The 17,221-nt window shown below is 44.1% G+C and carries 18 protein-coding genes; 8 read left to right on the top strand and 10 right to left on the bottom strand.

The window, feature by feature from the left end; genetic code table 11:
* Positions 1-16: 16 nt before the first annotated feature.
* Entirely contained in the window at positions 17-142 is a 126-nt protein-coding gene (locus tag GLW08_RS22130; protein WP_272917077.1) for a hypothetical protein, read from the bottom strand.
* A 185-nt stretch (positions 143-327) separates the two neighbouring features.
* Here GLW08_RS22130 and GLW08_RS11195 point away from each other — a divergent pair, with 185 nt between their 5' ends.
* On the top strand, positions 328-483 hold the full coding sequence (locus GLW08_RS11195; RefSeq protein WP_160848738.1) for a hypothetical protein: 156 nt from the start codon (positions 328-330) through the stop codon (positions 481-483).
* 167 nt (positions 484-650) lie between these two features.
* Here GLW08_RS11195 and GLW08_RS11190 read toward each other — a convergent pair whose 3' ends face one another.
* The 6 genes from GLW08_RS11190 to GLW08_RS11165 all read right to left on the bottom strand — a co-directional run bounded on the left by GLW08_RS11190 (position 651) and on the right by GLW08_RS11165 (position 6,049).
* Complete coding sequence (locus tag GLW08_RS11190) at positions 651-842, bottom strand: hypothetical protein (RefSeq protein ID WP_160848737.1); 192 nt, start codon at positions 840-842, stop codon at positions 651-653.
* 350 nt (positions 843-1,192) lie between these two features.
* Positions 1,193-2,179, bottom strand: coding sequence for a Gfo/Idh/MocA family protein (locus tag GLW08_RS11185; RefSeq protein WP_160848736.1), 987 nt, complete (start codon positions 2,177-2,179; stop codon positions 1,193-1,195).
* Between the two features lie 3 nt (positions 2,180-2,182).
* Positions 2,183-2,896 carry a hypothetical protein gene (locus tag GLW08_RS11180; protein ID WP_160848735.1) on the bottom strand — a complete coding sequence of 238 codons (714 nt, stop codon included), beginning with the start codon at positions 2,894-2,896 and terminating at the stop codon, positions 2,183-2,185.
* 74 nt (positions 2,897-2,970) lie between these two features.
* Positions 2,971-3,798 (bottom strand): sugar phosphate isomerase/epimerase family protein, encoded by an 828-nt coding sequence (locus GLW08_RS11175; protein ID WP_160848734.1) that lies wholly within the window; start codon positions 3,796-3,798, stop codon positions 2,971-2,973.
* Positions 3,799-3,939: 141 nt separating this feature from the next.
* Positions 3,940-4,992 (bottom strand): Gfo/Idh/MocA family protein, encoded by a 1,053-nt coding sequence (locus GLW08_RS11170; protein WP_160848733.1) that lies wholly within the window; start codon positions 4,990-4,992, stop codon positions 3,940-3,942.
* A 13-nt stretch (positions 4,993-5,005) separates the two neighbouring features.
* Positions 5,006-6,049 (bottom strand): Gfo/Idh/MocA family protein, encoded by a 1,044-nt coding sequence (locus tag GLW08_RS11165; RefSeq protein WP_160848732.1) that lies wholly within the window; start codon positions 6,047-6,049, stop codon positions 5,006-5,008.
* Between the two features lie 899 nt (positions 6,050-6,948).
* Here GLW08_RS11165 and GLW08_RS11160 point away from each other — a divergent pair.
* The 5 genes from GLW08_RS11160 (at position 6,949) to GLW08_RS11140 (ending at position 12,012) form a co-directional block, all read left to right on the top strand.
* Entirely contained in the window at positions 6,949-7,965 is a 1,017-nt protein-coding gene (locus GLW08_RS11160; protein WP_160848731.1) for an NAD-dependent epimerase/dehydratase family protein, read from the top strand.
* A complete protein-coding gene (locus GLW08_RS11155) occupies positions 7,966-9,012 on the top strand; it encodes a dihydrodipicolinate synthase family protein (RefSeq protein WP_160848730.1) in 1,047 nt (348 codons plus the stop codon). It begins immediately after the preceding gene.
* A 25-nt stretch (positions 9,013-9,037) separates the two neighbouring features.
* Positions 9,038-10,360, top strand: a complete 1,323-nt coding sequence (locus GLW08_RS11150; RefSeq protein WP_160848729.1) for a hypothetical protein — start codon at positions 9,038-9,040, stop codon at positions 10,358-10,360.
* A gap of 136 nt (positions 10,361-10,496) precedes the next feature.
* The gene (locus tag GLW08_RS11145) at positions 10,497-10,964 is read left to right on the top strand and encodes a PCYCGC motif-containing (lipo)protein (protein WP_160848728.1); all 468 of its coding nucleotides are present in this window, start codon (positions 10,497-10,499) and stop codon (positions 10,962-10,964) included.
* Positions 10,965-11,118: 154 nt separating this feature from the next.
* Positions 11,119-12,012: a DUF1002 domain-containing protein gene (locus tag GLW08_RS11140; protein ID WP_160848727.1), complete on the top strand. Its 894-nt coding sequence runs from the start codon at positions 11,119-11,121 to the stop codon at positions 12,010-12,012.
* 250 nt (positions 12,013-12,262) lie between these two features.
* Here GLW08_RS11140 and GLW08_RS11135 read toward each other — a convergent pair whose 3' ends face one another.
* The 3 genes from GLW08_RS11135 to GLW08_RS11125 all read right to left on the bottom strand — a co-directional run bounded on the left by GLW08_RS11135 (position 12,263) and on the right by GLW08_RS11125 (position 14,761).
* The gene (locus GLW08_RS11135; protein WP_160848726.1) at positions 12,263-13,612 is read right to left on the bottom strand and encodes a copper amine oxidase; all 1,350 of its coding nucleotides are present in this window, start codon (positions 13,610-13,612) and stop codon (positions 12,263-12,265) included.
* A gap of 188 nt (positions 13,613-13,800) precedes the next feature.
* Entirely contained in the window at positions 13,801-14,079 is a 279-nt protein-coding gene (locus GLW08_RS11130) for a hypothetical protein (protein WP_160848725.1), read from the bottom strand.
* Positions 14,080-14,221: 142 nt separating this feature from the next.
* Entirely contained in the window at positions 14,222-14,761 is a 540-nt protein-coding gene (locus GLW08_RS11125) for a hypothetical protein (protein WP_160848724.1), read from the bottom strand.
* 689 nt (positions 14,762-15,450) lie between these two features.
* Between GLW08_RS11125 and GLW08_RS11120 the strand changes: the two genes are divergently transcribed.
* Both GLW08_RS11120 and GLW08_RS11115 read left to right on the top strand, forming a co-directional pair.
* On the top strand, positions 15,451-16,275 hold the full coding sequence (locus GLW08_RS11120) for a M55 family metallopeptidase (protein ID WP_160848723.1): 825 nt from the start codon (positions 15,451-15,453) through the stop codon (positions 16,273-16,275).
* 12 nt (positions 16,276-16,287) lie between these two features.
* Entirely contained in the window at positions 16,288-17,220 is a 933-nt protein-coding gene (locus tag GLW08_RS11115) for an ABC transporter permease (RefSeq protein ID WP_160848722.1), read from the top strand.
* Position 17,221 lies beyond the last annotated feature (1 nt).

Raw genomic sequence — 17,221 nt, 5'->3', positions numbered from 1 at the left:
TTTCAAGCATCCGGCATTATACTTCTTTTGTTTGTAACCGATCAATTAATGTATCCACAACGGTTTGCACAGATGCATTCTCTTCTCCTTCGCTCGATTCGATGACTTCTTCAAGGATTTCTTTCATTTGTTGTTCTTCCATGACTGTATGCCTCCCGTATCACCTATACTTCGTTTATTCTAGTAAAGACAATACCCATTTATTTCTAAATGAAAACATACAGGAAGGTTAATTCGTGTGTTACTATATGCACAATACATAGATTTTCGCCTTATTTCTTATCTACCTTTCAACCCAAAGCGAGGAGAGATTTCATGTGAATAGTCATGGTATTTTTGGTAATTGCTACGTTTGGTGTATCTATTTATGTTTTTAATGACGATGAATTTGCTGCTAACAATACGGAATTAATGGGGATCTTGTTATCTTCTATAATAGCTTTATCAGGTATTCGTCGTGTTAAAGATCATCAAAAAAAATAGAATGGTATTTCTCTATTAGTGCTTCCATTCTGCTTTTCACACTGATAACTATTGGACTGATTGTACAAGAAAGACTCGAAGGCTGAACCTATAAATGAAAGCCTTCGTATCCATTAGGCAAATCAAGACAAGAAAACATCCCCAAACCATCTAATCCCTTCAGACTCTTACATTATGAATGCTACTATAGCAACTCCTTTTATCACTCTCCAAATAGACCACTTCTCCAAAAACCGAAGCGCAAACAAAATATAAAGTAATAAAACAGGCCTGAAAAATCCCTGGAATATGGCAAAAATTAAAATACCAACAATGAGGTGCACTCCATCATACTTCAATGTCTTTTCATAACTAGCCACCCCCTCTCCCCCTTCTCGTGGTATGTAGAAAACTTCGTTTTTTAGTTCGATAACTTGATAAGGAGGTTAGCTCGCTTCTGAAATGGGTGTGTTGCCCTCCGATATGCGTTGGTCCCACCCTGATATGCGCGGATCGCACCCCGATATGCGCAGGTCTCTCCCTGACATGCGTGGGTCTACCACCCGATAAGAGCGTATCGCCCACCGATATGCGCAGGTCTCTCCCTGACATGCGTGGGTCTACCACCCGATAAGAGCGTATCGCCCACCGATATGCGCAGGTCTCTCCCTGACATGCATGGGTCTACCACCCGATAAGAGCGTATCGCCCCCCGATACGCTCAGCTTCCCTACCCACCTATTTCCTCCACTTTCACTGCCTGATGGAGCTTCGCTGAACGGTAGGCGGCGAGGGCGACGTTCATGGCGTGCATGCCGTCTTCGCCTGTAATCGTTACGGTTTTATCTTCTTTTACTGCTCGTATGAAATCTTCTACTAATCTATCATCCATATCGGGTCCTACAAAAGGTTGCGAATAGCCCGTTTCATTGGAATACACATGAAGATAATCAGCGAATGCATCGGCATAGATTCTTCCTTTTGTTCCGATTACTTCGATTGTAGCATCGCCCCAAGTAGGAAAGGTAGCGCTTCGTGACCAGCTTGGATCGTGGGAGGCGAGCACGCCGTTTTTGAATTTAAGTGTCATTAACCCAGCGTCATCAATCGCTTTCTCTGCAAAAAAGGTATCTACTTCCGCGTACACTTCCTCTATCTCATCTTCGAGCAGCCATCTCATCATATCAATGATATGCACGGTGTGATCGAGTACCGCCCCACCGCCAGATTGTTCTTCTTCCACAAACCAGCCGCCGGGATTTTTTCCGCGATTGGTACCTCGCATTGATAAAATATCGCCAACCTCTCCGCGCTCGACTGCTTGTTTTGCTTTTACCATCGACTCGTTATAGCGTACAGGGAAAGCAGTCTGTAGCTGGACGCCTTCCTCCCTGCACACATTAATCATCTCCAGTGCATCCTTTTTCGTGGTGGCAAGTGGCTTTTCACATAATACATGCTTCCCTGCCCGTGCAGCCTCTATCACAAATGGTTTATGCTTGATGTTTTCACTACAGACAATGACTGCTTCCACGTCAGTCGAAAGGAAGGCGTCCAACGAATCATAATAGCGGACACCAAATTGGTCGCTAACTTCTCTTCCACGTTCCGCATCGTCATCAAAAATACCAATCAGTTCGACGTCGTGCCTTTTCACGATACTCTTCGCATAGCTAAACGCATGCATGTGGGCAAAACTAAGCATCCCTACTTTCACCGCTTACACCTCCTGGGAAAGCCCGGTTGTCGCCGATTGAAACGCTTGCTCTGTAAGTTTCATCAACTGGAAAAGCTCCATGAAGGTAATACGCTGCAAATCAGCTGTTTCCGTACTAACTTCCTTAGGATCTACTTGAGTTGACGTATCATCTTCCATTTCAATTTGAAATGAGGCAGTAGGTTCATTCCGGTAATGGACATTGCCCTGTGTTCCAGAAATATCGATTTCATAGATTGGCTTGAGCCCTTTCGTACTACTGATTTCCACTTGTGCCATCGCTCCATTTTCAAACCGAATTGTCGATAACATGTGGTCGTAGCCCTCCACTTCACGCTCCGTTCGCATCCCATGAATACGTTTGATATGACCAAAACAGCTCATGGAAAAGGATAGCTGTCGCATGTATGCATAAAAAACATCTGAGTGTGCTCCGGTTTTATGCGCTACAGGATGGATCCGTTCCATGATTCTCCCCATTCTGGCTTCCCCTATCTTTTCCGTGATGAGGAGTTCGGTAACGTGATGGCATTCTGGTCTAGCTGTCCAGCTGTCAGTCAATAGAAACGTAACGTTTGTCTCTCGCACCGATAGATGTTCTCGTACAATCATCACAGCTTTTTGTAACGTACATTGTATCGCCATCTCGTCTCTGGCAGCATCTTGCAGTTGCGTTGCGGTAACTTCCTCCTGATCATCAATCTCCAACACGTTCATGCTTATCCCTCCAATGATTTCTGTGGACTAGCGTGCCCCATGCAGAGGATTTCATACGATTTCTAGCGTTCCAGTTATACAAGTGCCGTCAACTTCGCTATCGATTTTTTCACAGATTCTTTAGAGTCATCCAAGCCTTCATATTCAATAGAATACCAGCCTGTGTACCCTACCTGCTTTAATACGTGAATAATCCGTTGCAAATCCACTTCACCTTGACCAGCTACAGCCCCTACCCACTTTGTTCCTGACACCCCTTGAATGGTTCTCCCTGTAAAGTCATGTGGTACTCGCAGAAAGTCCTTGAAATGAACATGTTTTACGTTATGTTTCAACACTTCAAGTGCTTGAATGGGAGACTCCTCCACTAATAAAAAATTGCCCGTATCAAACGTACTTCCTAGGAATGGGGAATTTATATTTACAATCATTTCCTGCACCTGATGACTTCTTCCTGCAAAAAAACCATGATTCTCTATAGCCAGATGTATACCTCTCTTCTCGGCATAGTCGACGCACTCCTGCATACACTCATTTATCCATTGTAGACCTTGGCTATAATGAATACATTTCTTTTTATCCCCGCAAAAAATGCGAACAACCTGTGTATCCAAATGAGCGGCGATATCAATATCCCGCTTCACTTTCGCGACTTGCTGCTTCCGCTCTTGAGAAGTCAGTTGTACGAAATCATTTGATGTATCGTATGCTGCCACAGGCATATTCTCTCGCTCTAAACAAGCAACCACCCTCGACATATCCGCTGCTTCACACCAATACATATCCAATAGCTCGACGCCATCACAGCCGATCTGTTTTGCAAATTGAATAAAATCAAATACATCCCAGTGATGCTCCTGAACGTATTGATCAAGACTATACATACTCACGCTGGTTTTCATATTGGTGTCCCCCTTTAATTTGATTGTGCACACGATCCGTCTTGCGGTTTCGCGAATATAATGCGAGCGTTCTTGTGACTTCATATGGATAAATCTCAATCCCCGGGTTTTTCGCGAATAACCTTACGCCAACACTACTTCTCAATCAAACCGTACTTCCTGCTCTAAGCAAGCTGATTCATAAATACCTGTCAGCATCTTCATCATCTCCACCCCATCCTCAATCGGGCTGATGGGCTCTTCTTCCCGTTTACAACTTTTGATGAAGTGTTCTATTTCACTATTAAATCCATTTTCAAAATCAAAAGTCAGGCTATCGATTTGAGGAGTAGTATTCAACATGGTATTATATTTTTCCGTAAACATCCCAAGCTTAGGTTCGATCTCTGCGCCTCCCTTATCTCCATACAAGCAAGCAGCCACTTCATTTTCTTTTTTATGAAGACTAAAACTGACATCGACCATCATCGAAGCACCATTTTGAAAATGAAGAAGTGCATTTGCCATATCTTCCACTGTATTCACGTCTGGGTCATAATCGGCTGCTTGATAAAACGAAAGATGGTCAATGTTGGCGCGGTTGCCTAGCTTGTGGTACGTGTGACCGACGACAGATGTGAGCTTCGGCTTTCCCATTAAGTACCAGCATAGATCGATCATATGAACACCGAGATCAATCAGCGGGCCTCCACCCGAACGTTCCTTATCCGCAAACCACCCACCAGGATTGCCAATACGTCTCGTACAGGTAGCTTTTGCATAATAAATTTCCCCAAGTTCACCATTATCGATAAACGTTTTTAACACCTTTGCATTCGTTCCATGCCTTCTAACGAACCCCACCTGGAGCATCTGACCTGACTCATGAACAGCTGCTTCAACAGCCCGCGCCTCCGCAATGCTCATACACAAAGGTTTTTCCACCAACACATCCTTCCCTGCTTTTAATGCCGCAATAGCTATCTCTGCATGAGTGTTATTCCACGTACAAATGCTCACGGCATCCACCATCTCTAACGCCAAAAGTTGGTTGTAATCCTCAAACACATACTCCGCCCCAAATTGGGAGGCCTTCTCTCTGGCCCGCTCCATATTCGTATCGCAAACTGCTAGAATTCGCACTTCCTTCAGTCGATCATACCCTTTGAGATGAAGCTCTGAAATGCTTCCTGTACCAATTACACCAACATTCATCCTGACCCTCCTGTTAAAATGTATATTCTGTACCACGCTGACTAGAATGAGCTAATCCATCTAACATCCTCAGAACTTCTACACCTTCTTGACCACTACTAACCGGTTCTTTTCCGTGAAGCATACACTCAATAAAATGATAGATTTCCTCTTGCAACACATCATTCTTGGAGAAAACAGGCGTCGATTCTACATAAATACCATCCAGTTCATGATAAATACATAATGGCTGTAGCGATGCGCCACCCTCCTTACCATATATGTCTATGCACAAGCCGTCCGTTTCCTGCCCATTGATTGCCCAGCTTGCTTCCACGTTTAAGGTGACACCGCCCTCAAAGCGAAAATAACCACTGCCAAAGTCCTCGACTGACATGGGTTTGGCTGACCCTGCGACCGCAGAATTCCAGCCTCCTTTTAAAAAAAGCGTATGATAATTACCAATCCCATCCTTCAAGGTACCCGTCACACTTTTTACAGTCGGGGCCCCAATCAGCCACCAGGCAAGGTCAAGGGCATGGACTCCAATGTCCATCATCGTACCCCCTCCTGCCAGCGCTTCATTCGTAAACCAACCTTGAGGAGTTCCACGGCGACGCAAATATTGGGCCCGGACATGATAAATAGTGCCAAGACGACCATGTTCAATGAGCCGCTTCAGTATCATTGCCTCTGTACGAAACCGCTGCGTCATCCCAACCATGCAAACGAGTTTTTTGTGACGAGCAAACTCGACCACTTTTCTTGCTTCCTCTACATTCGTGCCAATCGGTTTTTCCATTAGGATATGTATCCCGTTTTCTAGTAATTTCTGAGCAATTGGCAAGTGCGTGCTATTCGGTGTGCATATGCTCGCACCGTCAATCTCCTCGTTAGCAAGCATGGTCTCCACATCTGTATAAAAGGATGGCACCTGAAACCGCTCAGCCATCCACCTCGCTCGATCTTCCCGCTGATCAACGATACATGACACCACTGTGTCAGGGTGAGATTGATAGTGAGGAAAATGCCCCACCTCCGCCATCGCTCCCGCTCCGATAACCGCAATTTTTTTCATACCGCCACCCCTCCTTTATAAATAAATCTTATGTAAGCGAATTACCAATTTCAATCACGAAGTACGAGACGAGCAATTTTACTCACATTAAAGACACAAGAAAAGCGCAAGCGCCTGGTTAGCGACGTACAAACTGGACGGCTCCGTAGGAGATAAAGGAAACACGAAGAACGAAGTGATTCGATGTTAACTTATCGTACAGAGGTGCAGGAAGTTTGCTAGGCGCTGGGCGCTGGAGTTAGACACAAACAAAAGCGCAAGCGCCTTGTTCACCCCCGACAGGCTTAAGCAAAGCCTCGTCGTGGCGATTTTTGCCACATAGAGGCTTTACTTAAGACCCCGAGGGGGTAGGCGCTGGAGCTAGACACAAACAAAAGCGCAAGCGCCTGGTTAGCGACGTACAAACTGGACGGCTCCGTAGGAGATAAAGGAAACACGAAGAACGAAGTGATTCGATGTTAACTTATCGTACGGAGGTGCAGGAAGTTTGCTAGGCGCTAGGCGCTGGAGCTGGACACAACAAAAGCGCAAGCGCCCGGTTAGCGACGTAGAATCTGCTGCCCACAGGACATAGGTCAGTTCGATGTTGCTGCATGATGCAGCGGGTTTAATCGAACCTCCTACAGCCCAGAACTTCCCTGAATCCGCATTAAGTTACAGGAAACACAGAGAGCAACAGCGGTTCGATGCTTACAGAGGCGCGAAAAGCAAACTAGACTTTGAGCGCTTGATATACATCTCTTGTGCACCAATATCACCTATCAAAACCCTTAAAAAATCCCGTGAATTAAAGACATCTTAAAGACTTGTCTTTTAATCGGGAGGTACATACACTTTACATATAGAGTATTTTTCAGAATTTTTTTACATCATATATATTGGTTAGGGGAGTGTTTGACATGTTAACGGTTCAAGAGGTGGAAAACGCGATGGCAACACCGACGAAAGCGTTGATCGATGACTTAGCTCAACTCGATGGCGATATTCTGATTTTAGGAGTAGGTGGCAAAATGGGGCCTAGTCTCGCCAAGCTTGCTCAAAAAGCTGTCGTTCAAGGGGGGCTTGGCAAAAAGGTGTATGGGGTGTCTCGTTTTTCATCTGGAAGTCTGCAGCAGGAACTTGAGGCTGCCGGAATTGAAACGATCGCAGCTGACCTGCTGAAAGATGAAGATCTCCTAAGCTTACCGAATGTGAAAAACATCATCTATATGGCTGGCAATAAGTTTGGCACAACGGGAAATGAGCACTTCACCTGGGCGATGAACGCCTTTCTACCAGGACGTGTAGCAGAGAAATTTGCGAATTCACGTATTGTCGTTTTTTCAACCGGAAATGTCTATCCTCTTACATCAGTTCGAACTGGTGGTGCCAAAGAAACGGATGCTGTTGGACCTGTTGGCGAATATGCTCAGTCCTGCCTTGGTCGCGAGCGTGTGTTCACCCACTTTTCCCACAAAAATAAGACACCGATGCTCCTGTTCCGCTTAAACTATGCGATTGATATGCGGTATGGTGTGTTATTGGAAATTGCCAAGAAGGTAAATCAAAACGAGCCCATCGACCTTAGCATGGGGCACGCGAACGTTATTTGGCAAGGGGATGCGAATCGAATGGCGCTTCAATCGCTGCTTCATTGCAACACTCCTCCAAGCATGCTAAACATTACTGGTCCTGAGACGGTGTCGATTAAACGCTTGGCTGAGCAATTTGGTGAGTTGTTCCAGCAGGAGCCTGTTTTTGTAGGAGAAGAACAAGATACAGCGCTCCTCTCTAACGCTGCAGAAGCGTTCCGTCTATTCGGCTATCCGTACGTCTCGCTTCAAGAAATGATCGAATGGACCGCTACATGGGTCATCAATGACGGTGAAACGATCAATAAACCAACCCACTTTCAAGAACGAAAGGGTGCGTATTAAATGCTACAAGCTGACATCAAAAAAGCGCTACATGATGGAACGGTTATCCCGGCCCATCCCCTCGCACTAAATGAGGATCGGACGTTAGATGAACAAAGCCAGCGCGCCTTAACGAGGTACTATATGGACGCAGGTGCTGGCGGCATTGCGGTTGGTGTCCACACGACGCAATTTGAAATAAGGGAACATGGATTATACGAATACGTCCTGTCCTTAGCGATGGAGGAGATTTCAACGCGGAATTTGAAACTTCCTTTCATTAAGATTGCTGGCATTTGTGGCCCAACCGAACAAGCTGTCGAGGAAGCAAAATTAGCGAAAGGACTAGGATATGATCTAGGATTGTTAAGCATGGGAGGATTACAGCGGCTGAGTGAAGAAGAACTTATAGAACGAACCAGGGCTGTTGCGGAAGTGATGCCTGTATTTGGCTTTTATTTGCAACCTTCCGTCGGTGGCCGCGTGCTCTCCTATGATTTTTGGCGCGCCTTTGCCGACATTCCAAACGTACACGCTATCAAAATGGCGCCATTCAACCGCTATCAGACGATTGATGTCGCCCGCGCGGTTTGTCATTCGAATCGACGGGACGACATAGCATTATATACAGGCAATGATGACACGATTGTGAGCGATTTACTTACCACGTATCGCTTCCCGGTTCATGGTGAACTGGTGGAGAAAAGTATAGTCGGCGGCTTACTTGGTCATTGGGCGGTCTGGACCACACAAGCTGTGGAGCTGTTTAAGCAACTAACATTTGCACGACAAAACCAGACGATTCCATCTGAATTACTGACTATTGCTCAACAGGTTACCGAAACGAACGCCGTTTTATTTGATGCAAAACACGATTTCAAAGGGTGTATCGCTGGCATTAACGAAGTCTTGGCTCGCCAAGGTTTGTTAAAAGGAGCATGGTGCTTATCCCCTGACGAAGTGTTAAGTCCTGGGCAAGCTGAGGAGATCGATCGTATTTATCGAGAGTATCCTCATTTAACAGATGATGCGTTTGTAGCAGACCACTTACCCGTTTGGAAAACATAAACTGAACATAGGAGGTTGGAGAAGGATGACCAGTGTAACGATTCGAATTGGCGTAATTGGACCGGAGGATATCGTCGAGAAAATAAAAACCGTGCTGGCTTCCTTTCCGAACTTCGAGGCCGAGTACCGGGTTTCTGGTAATATTTATGACGCTCCACTCTTCACGAAACAACTGATTGCAGAAGAGAATGTCGAAGTTCTCTTTTACTCCGGTTACCTCCCTTATACGTTATCGAAAAACGACATCCCCGCACACATTCCAGCACACTACATCCCATTAAAAGGGTCCAGCCTATATCGAGCCTTATATAGATTGAACCACAAAAAAGCGGAACCTCTTACAGGCATCTCCATTGATTCTCTGCAGGAAACAAATTGCCAAACAGCGGCCAACGAGCTAGGCGAAGCGTTTACTTTTTTTCCGTATCAAGATTTGCCTTCTATAGACCAAAAAGAGCATATCCTCCGATTTCATAAAGAGCAAGTAGCAAGCGGGAACGCGGGAGCTGTATTAACGGGCATAAAACTGGTGGCAGAAGCGTTGGAAGCGGATGGCGTGGTGGTCGAGTGGGTACTACCAACGGAAGAGGATATCGCTGTCGCTCTGGAGCGCGCCCTGCTTTCGACCAATACGAGGAAAAATCGGGAATCGCAAATCGTATTCGGCATCGTCCGGATCAATGAATATGACAAGTTAGTCGCGAAGGAACATTCGGAGACAGGAATCCAGCGCTTGAATCTGCAGCTTCACCGGGTATTGCTTGATTATATTGAACAATTAGAAGGGTATTTGACGGAATTAAACCGGGAAGAATACTTATTTGTGACTACTCGCGGTGTGTTTGAGCGGGTCACCGAAGGCTACAAATACATGCCGTTATTAGAGGAAACGAAAAAGAAACTCCACCTGTCTCTCAGCATTGGCGTAGGCTTTGGATTTTCATCGCGAGAAGCTGGACATCACGCCCGCATTGCACTAGCGCAGGCACAGGAATATGGCACGAGCACATGCTTCATCGTTCGTGAGGATAAAAGCGTGATTGGTCCTGTGGAAATGGGGCCACCACTTACGTATGAGCTTGCCGTGACTGATCAAACGTTACTGGAGAGCGCCAGGAAAGCGGGAACCTCGCCTTCTTATATGACGAAACTGCTCGCTTTGATTCATCGGAAAAACCTCAATCAATTTACTGCACAGGAGCTTGCTTCTTTGCTTGGCATCACCACCCGCAGCGCCCACCGCATCCTGCTGCAATGGCTGGACGCTGAACTAATAGAAGTAATTGGAACAGAAAAAATCACCTCCCGTGGCCGCCCACGACAAATCTTTAGGTTGGTGATGGCGTGAGATGCGGGGACAGGTCCCTCATCTCGGTTTTGGTAGTAGTGACACGAGGAACCAGTCCCCGCGTCTCAAAAAAGCTTGACCGCTCCCCTTCCACACTCTACTATTAAGTGGAATATATAGTGGAAGGTGCGAGTTCATGAAAAAATTGTTTTTAATCGGAATGCTGCTATCTAGTGCAGTTGCGGCCGGATGTTCGTCTGACCACATAAATGAAGCAGAACATACGTCGATGGGAGATATAAGAGAGGAAACGTCAGACGCATCAACGTTACCTGGATTTTTAGATGATAAGCCTGAGGACATGCAAGTGCTATATACCGCTGTCGCACAACATAAGGAATTACTGGAACAGATGCCTTGCTATTGTGGTTGTGGGGATAGCGTTGGACACAAGAACAATTATGACTGCTTTATCCATGACGAAGGTGGAAATAGAGAAGTAGTGTGGGATAGCCATGCAACGAAATGCGGTGTTTGCCTGGAGATTGCAGCCAAATCAATCCTTGATAAGCGAGATGGGAAGTCTGCTAAAGATATACGTCAAAATATTGATAAAATCTATCAAAATGGGTACGGCGAACCTACGCCCACACCTGATATCTAAACCGTCCCTAATGGAGCGGTTTTTTTGTTGGGACGGAGGGACAGGTCCCTCATCTCGGTTTTGGTAGTGAGACGAGGGACCTGTCCCCGCATCTCACTTTGTGGTAGGATATAAGTGTACGTATTTCTACCCATAAAATGACAGGAGAGGGAATATGAAGCGTAGAATAATAGCTACAATGTTAGTGTTAGCACTGATGATGATGGGGCTTCCGCAGTTTGTGTTGGCGGATGCGGCTCCAGGGGATGAGATTGTATCTCTAGGTGCAGATTTGTCGGAGGAACAAAAACAGTCTCTACTAAATGAAATGGATGTATCGGAAAATGTTATGACCGTAACTGTTACAAATAAGGAAGAACACGAGTATTTGGGCGATTACATCTCCAAAGCTCAAATCGGCACGCGGGCAATTTCGAGTAGTAAGATTACGATTGGTGAAAAAGGCGATGGCCTTACTGTTGAAACCAACCATATCAATTGGGTAACGGCTGATATGTACAAAAGCGCCCTTGCCACAGCAGGCGTGGAAGATGCGCACATTTATGCCACTGCTCCATTTGATGTATCAGGAACCGCTGCCCTTACTGGACTTTTAAAAGCCTATGAAACGTCAACAGGTGAAGCAATCGCTGAAGATGTGAAACAAGCAGCCAACCAGGAGATGGTCACTACCGCCAAGCTTGGTGAAGACCTTGGAAAAGAAGAAGCTACCCAACTCGTAACAGCCATTAAATCTGAACTAGCAAACAATACACCTCAAAATAAAGAAGAAATGCAGAACCTGATCCAAACCCAGACTGAAAAACTGAACCTCAATATCACAGATGAACAGCTTAATAATCTAACAGATTTATTCATGAATCTAAAAGATATCAACATCGACTGGAACGCTGTCGGAGACCGTATGGGCGAGATGAAGCAAAAAGTGGATGAATTCTTAAACTCTGAACAAGGACAAAACTTCTTGGATCGAATTGGGAATTTTATAAAAAGCGTAGTATCTGCGATAGGAGACTTTTTCAGCGGACTACTAAGCAGTAATAACTAAGAAAAGCGCAAGCGCTGTTATAAGCATAAAAAGGGTGCCCTCGTATAAGTAAGGGCACCCTTTATCTATAACAAGAGCCATGGCATGAGCGTTTCAGGAATGGGAATGGGAAATGGGTCGGAAAAGACACCGCCATGACTCGAGTTCGTGCTTATTTAGTAGATCTCGATGCTGACGATTTCGCTATCTACCGCTCAGCCAAAACTCCAGCCCTGGTACTTAATCCCAGGGCCAGAACATGTGGTAAAGCTTACTGTTTTTGTGTTTGTTTGCGAGCATAAAGGGCAGTACCACTAAGCATCGCTAGGATCGATAGGATAATCCATGTGAAATCAAAGCTATCTTGAGCTGTTCCACCCATGCCTGTATCTGGCATGTTAGACGGCATATCCATTTCGAATTTGTCTGGGAATTGGTTTACGAAACCGCCAGATAGAGCTTTCCCTGCGCCAAACATGTGTGCATAGGATTCACGTAGCGTGTCGTATGTTGCGTCGTAATCCTCTTTAGCATATTGATCAAATGTTGTGATCAGATAGTCGACGTGACTTTGTAGGTTTTTGGCTAAGGTTTCAGACTTCAAACCACCTTCTGTTGCTTTTTCCAAGAACATGGAGAAGTCTTGGCGGTATTGGTCTAGCGCTTCCATCGCTTCTTCTTTTTTCATTTCATCTTCATCAGCTGTAGCTTTTACATAATCAACGAAGTTACCGATGTGGCCAGACCACATTTCCTTGAACTTCATGCCAGCTTCTTCGCCATAGATAGAGCTAATTGCTGCTGTTAAATCTTCTGTATTGTTACTCAATGCCTCTGTAGATGCTTCAAAATCCTCTGAGCCATCGATTCCATTTTGCATCGCCATCATCGCAAGACCAGCGTGCTCAGAAAGTAAATGGTTTAATTCAGAACGAAGGTTTGCTGCTGGTGTTACAGCTTTTGTATCGTTGAACTTATCTGGGAATTGGTCAACGATTGCACTGGATAAGCCTTTACTTACGCCATACATATGTTCAATCGCTTTACGTTCCATTTCGTAGGCTTTTTCATAGTCACCAGCTACGTAACTATCAAAAGCTCCGATCAATTGGTTCACGTGTGCTTGTAGCCCTTGCACTAACTTATCAGCTTTTAGGCGCTGGCCTGTCGCAGACTCTAGAAATTTCGAGAAGTCTTGGCGATATTGCTCTAGTTCGTCTAGTGCCATTTGCTTCGCTTCTTCGTCTTCATTGCCAGTTGCTTTTACATAGTCAACGAAGAATCCAATGTGATTACTCCATATTTCTTTAAATTGCTTACCTGCTTCTTCCCCGTAGACAGATGCGATTGCGTTTGATAAATCTTCTGTGTTGCCGCTTAGTGCTTCAGCTGATTGTTTAAAATCATCAGCACCCTCAGCGCCTTTTCTCATCGTTTCCACTGCAAGATATGCGTGCTCACTTAACAGTTTGTCTAGCTGAGCTCGTAACTCGACAGCCTCCGTCGTAACAGTTGGTTTATTTTTATTCATACTATCTTCTGCGTTCACTATATCGGCAGCCGTCGGAATCAATAAAGAAAAACTTAAAGGTACCGTCAACAATGCTTTTTTCATATCCATACAATGTTCATCTCCTTTAGAATGTTTTCTGTATGTTTCTTATTAAGCATTCGAAAAGGAGATGGGTTTGGATCACTTTTTTAGTAAAAAACTTATCGTAAACGCTCAAAACCCTTGACATTAAAGTAGTTTCAACTATAAAAAAGCTTGGTTTGCCCTAAAAGCACCCATTATTTGAAGATAATCTTTTATGCTTGTTGAAAACCGTACATCCCAATATAGACTAGAAAGATAGATAGAAAAACACCTAAGACATTCATTATAACAAGACTAACTTTGACTTTGCCTTTAATCCCAATCAAAGCAAATATTAAGCCCAAAATCCCTAAAATCAAAGGTAAAAAGATGCTTATATTTATTACAGCAATATATAGTTCATTACCCCACTTAGTCAAACCAGCTATTAGTGGAAAAACAGCAAAAATGAAAAAAGCTCCAGATAAAAATGAATAATACTTTTTTACCATTACAAGTCTCCCCCCACAAGTTTTATTTAAAGAAACAAAAGAATTGGTATGCTAATTCGCTTTTTAAAACACATGCTAATTTTCTACTTCACAACCGAACTACTAGGTTTTGGTTTCCCCAAGCTCTTTATAAACTCTATCCTCACTTCAACTTCTCCGACAGCCCATGATTATCGAGAATTTCAATGTTAGATATCTTCCCCTCGTCATTCACATTCACTCTTCCCTCTACCTCCTTTTCTTTCTCTTCCATTCCATCTTTTCCATACATCACATGTACCGTGAAGTCATAAGCACCTTCAGTAGACTCAACTTGATCCACTTCTATACTCCCCACACGAAGTTGATAATCGGACGCATAAGATTTTAATGGATAATTCATCGCGTAGATACCGATAAACCTTTCATACATATTGGTAGTGAAATAGGGTTTATATTGTTCTTCTAAATATCTATCAAGTTCGGTAGGAGATTCTGTTGATGAGCTTTCTCCTTCTCTCCCTATGACTGATACATTTTCAGGGTCCTCGAATAATTCCACCAGTTGTTGATCGGGTCCTGTGAATTGTTTTTCCAATACGTGTTTAATCGTTACGATATGTTTTTCTTCCGTTGAGGATGTGACTTCCATAGAGCAGCCAAGTAGAGACAAAGGCAATAGTAAAAACAGCCATTTATACATAGATACCCCCACTTTATTTATTACTTGTTACTTACATTTACGATTAGTATGTAAAGTTGTTTCAAATAATTGGTAATTCCATATAAAAAAAGCAGCTCATTTCAAAGCAAACCTCTCCAAAACGTACTGCTTACTTCTATTTATAATGCGGAACTCAACATTGCATCCCCACAAGCTGCTTCACTTGCCGCATATGGTTCTAATGATATAGCAATTTGTTCCCACGCTTTATCCGCTTCCATCATGAAAGTCACTGCCCCTTCACCGTTTGGGTTGGGAACAAAGCTTGTCGATTGGCAAGCCACAGGCGCAGGCAGAGACTAAGTTGTACTTATACTTTTTCTTTACATACTTTCATTTTCTAAAAGTAAAAAAACAGTACTGCCGTTAACACAGGGATCACCCAGTGTTTGGAATCCCTTTTTTAGTCGAATTGCTACAACCCACTCGTCCCCTTTACGCGCGCTTTCAAGTCATCAGGAGGATGAATAGGCTCAGCAGCAAAAGGTAATACCAGAAAAATCATAGATTTATAGAAAAAAATTTTAACAACGTCCTCCCCTTTACATATCTCTTACAATTTCCGACATCTATTCTTTCTATCTATTGCTATATGATGAAAATATTGCTAAAATTATATGAAAATTATCAAAATTAGCAATAAACTACAACTATAGGAGGTTCTGACTATGAAACTCTACTTATCGGTTGATATGGAGGGGATAACAGGCATACCTGACCAAACCTTCATTGATTCAGATAAACATAATTACGAACGAGCTCGGCGCATCATGACGGAAGAAACAAATTATGTCATCGATTCTGCTTTCAACAATCAAGTCGAGGATGTCCTCGTAAATGATAGTCACTCGAAAATGAATAATATTTTAATTGATGAATTGCATCCTGATGCAGAGCTGATTACTGGGGATGTGAAGCCCTACTCCATGATGCAGGGTCTTGATGATTCGTTCTCCGGAGCGATGTTTCTTGGCTATCACGCACGAGCAGCCACACCAGGTGCGATGTCCCATTCCATGATCCACGCGGTACGCAGTTTTTACATAGACGATGTAGCTGTAGGGGAACTTGGTTTGAACGCTTATGTAGCAGGTTATTATGGTATTCCCATTTTAATGGTTGCCGGTGATGACCGGGCTGCTGAGGAGGCGGAGGCATTGATTCCAAATGTAACGACAGCTGCTGTCAAAAAATCGCTCTCCCGTTCTTCTGTGCACTCGTTAACACCAAAAAAAGCAGCTGCACTACTTCAAGAAAAGACGGTACAGGCCATCGAGAATCGTCATAACGTACAGCCACTTGTTCCTCCTGACAGCCCAACATTACGTATTGAGTTTGCCAATTACGGACAAGCCGAGTGGGCGAACTTAATGCCAGGAACAGAAATCGAACCTAATTCAACAACCGTTTCCTTTAAAGCCAAAGATATTCTCGAAGCTTATCAAGCGATGCTCGTCATGACGGAGCTAGCGATGCGTACGTCATTCAGTTAGGGGGATCTTTGCATGGTCAAATACATAGCCAAACGACTCGTGCTCATGATTTTAACAATTTTTATTATCGCATCGCTTACGTTTTTCTTGATGCATGCGATTCCTGGCTCTCCATTTAACGAAGAACGCGGTACCAATGAAACCGTTCAGGCGAACCTTGAAGAGCACTATCACTTAGATGAACCTTTGTTTGTTCAATACCTTATTTATATGAAATCTGTCGCAACATTTGATTTTGGACCTTCTATCAAACAGCCAACCGAAACCGTCAACGACCTGCTTGGACGAGGTTTCCCAATTTCAGCAGAGCTCGGCATTGTTACGATTGTCGTCGCCGTCATCTCCGGCATTATTCTTGGTGTATTTGCATCACTAAGGCATAACGGCATCATTGATTACTTAGCGATGGCCTTTGCGGTACTAGGGATATCCATTCCAAACTTTGTTCTCGCAACGTTACTGATTCAAAAGTTTGCTGTGGATTGGGAGATTCTACCTGCTGCAACGTGGTCGAGTCCTGCGCACATGATTTTGCCAACCATTGCCTTGGCAACTGGTCCAATGGCCATCATTGCACGCCTTACGCGTTCGAGCATGATTGAAACGCTGACACAGGATTACATAAAAACGGCCCACGCCAAAGGATTGAAGCCTTGGAAAATTGTCATCAAGCATGCGTTGAAAAATGCGCTGATGCCAGTGGTTACCATTATGGGAACGTTGTTAGCAGGTATTTTAACCGGCACCTTCGTTATTGAAAAAATATTCGCGATTCCTGGTATGGGTAAGTATTTCGTCGAAAGCATTAACCAGCGTGATTACCCCGTCATTATGGGGACAACCGTTTTTTACAGCGCTTTCTTAATCGGGATGTTGTTTTTAGTAGATATTGCATATGGAGTGTTGGATCCACGCATCAAACTACATAAAGAAGGAGGAGAGTAAA

Origin of the sequence: Pontibacillus yanchengensis (genome assembly GCF_009856295.1) — a bacterium.
Taxonomy (GTDB): domain Bacteria; phylum Bacillota; class Bacilli; order Bacillales; family BH030062; genus Pontibacillus; species Pontibacillus yanchengensis_A.
This window is presented reverse-complemented; position numbering and strand designations above follow the sequence as displayed.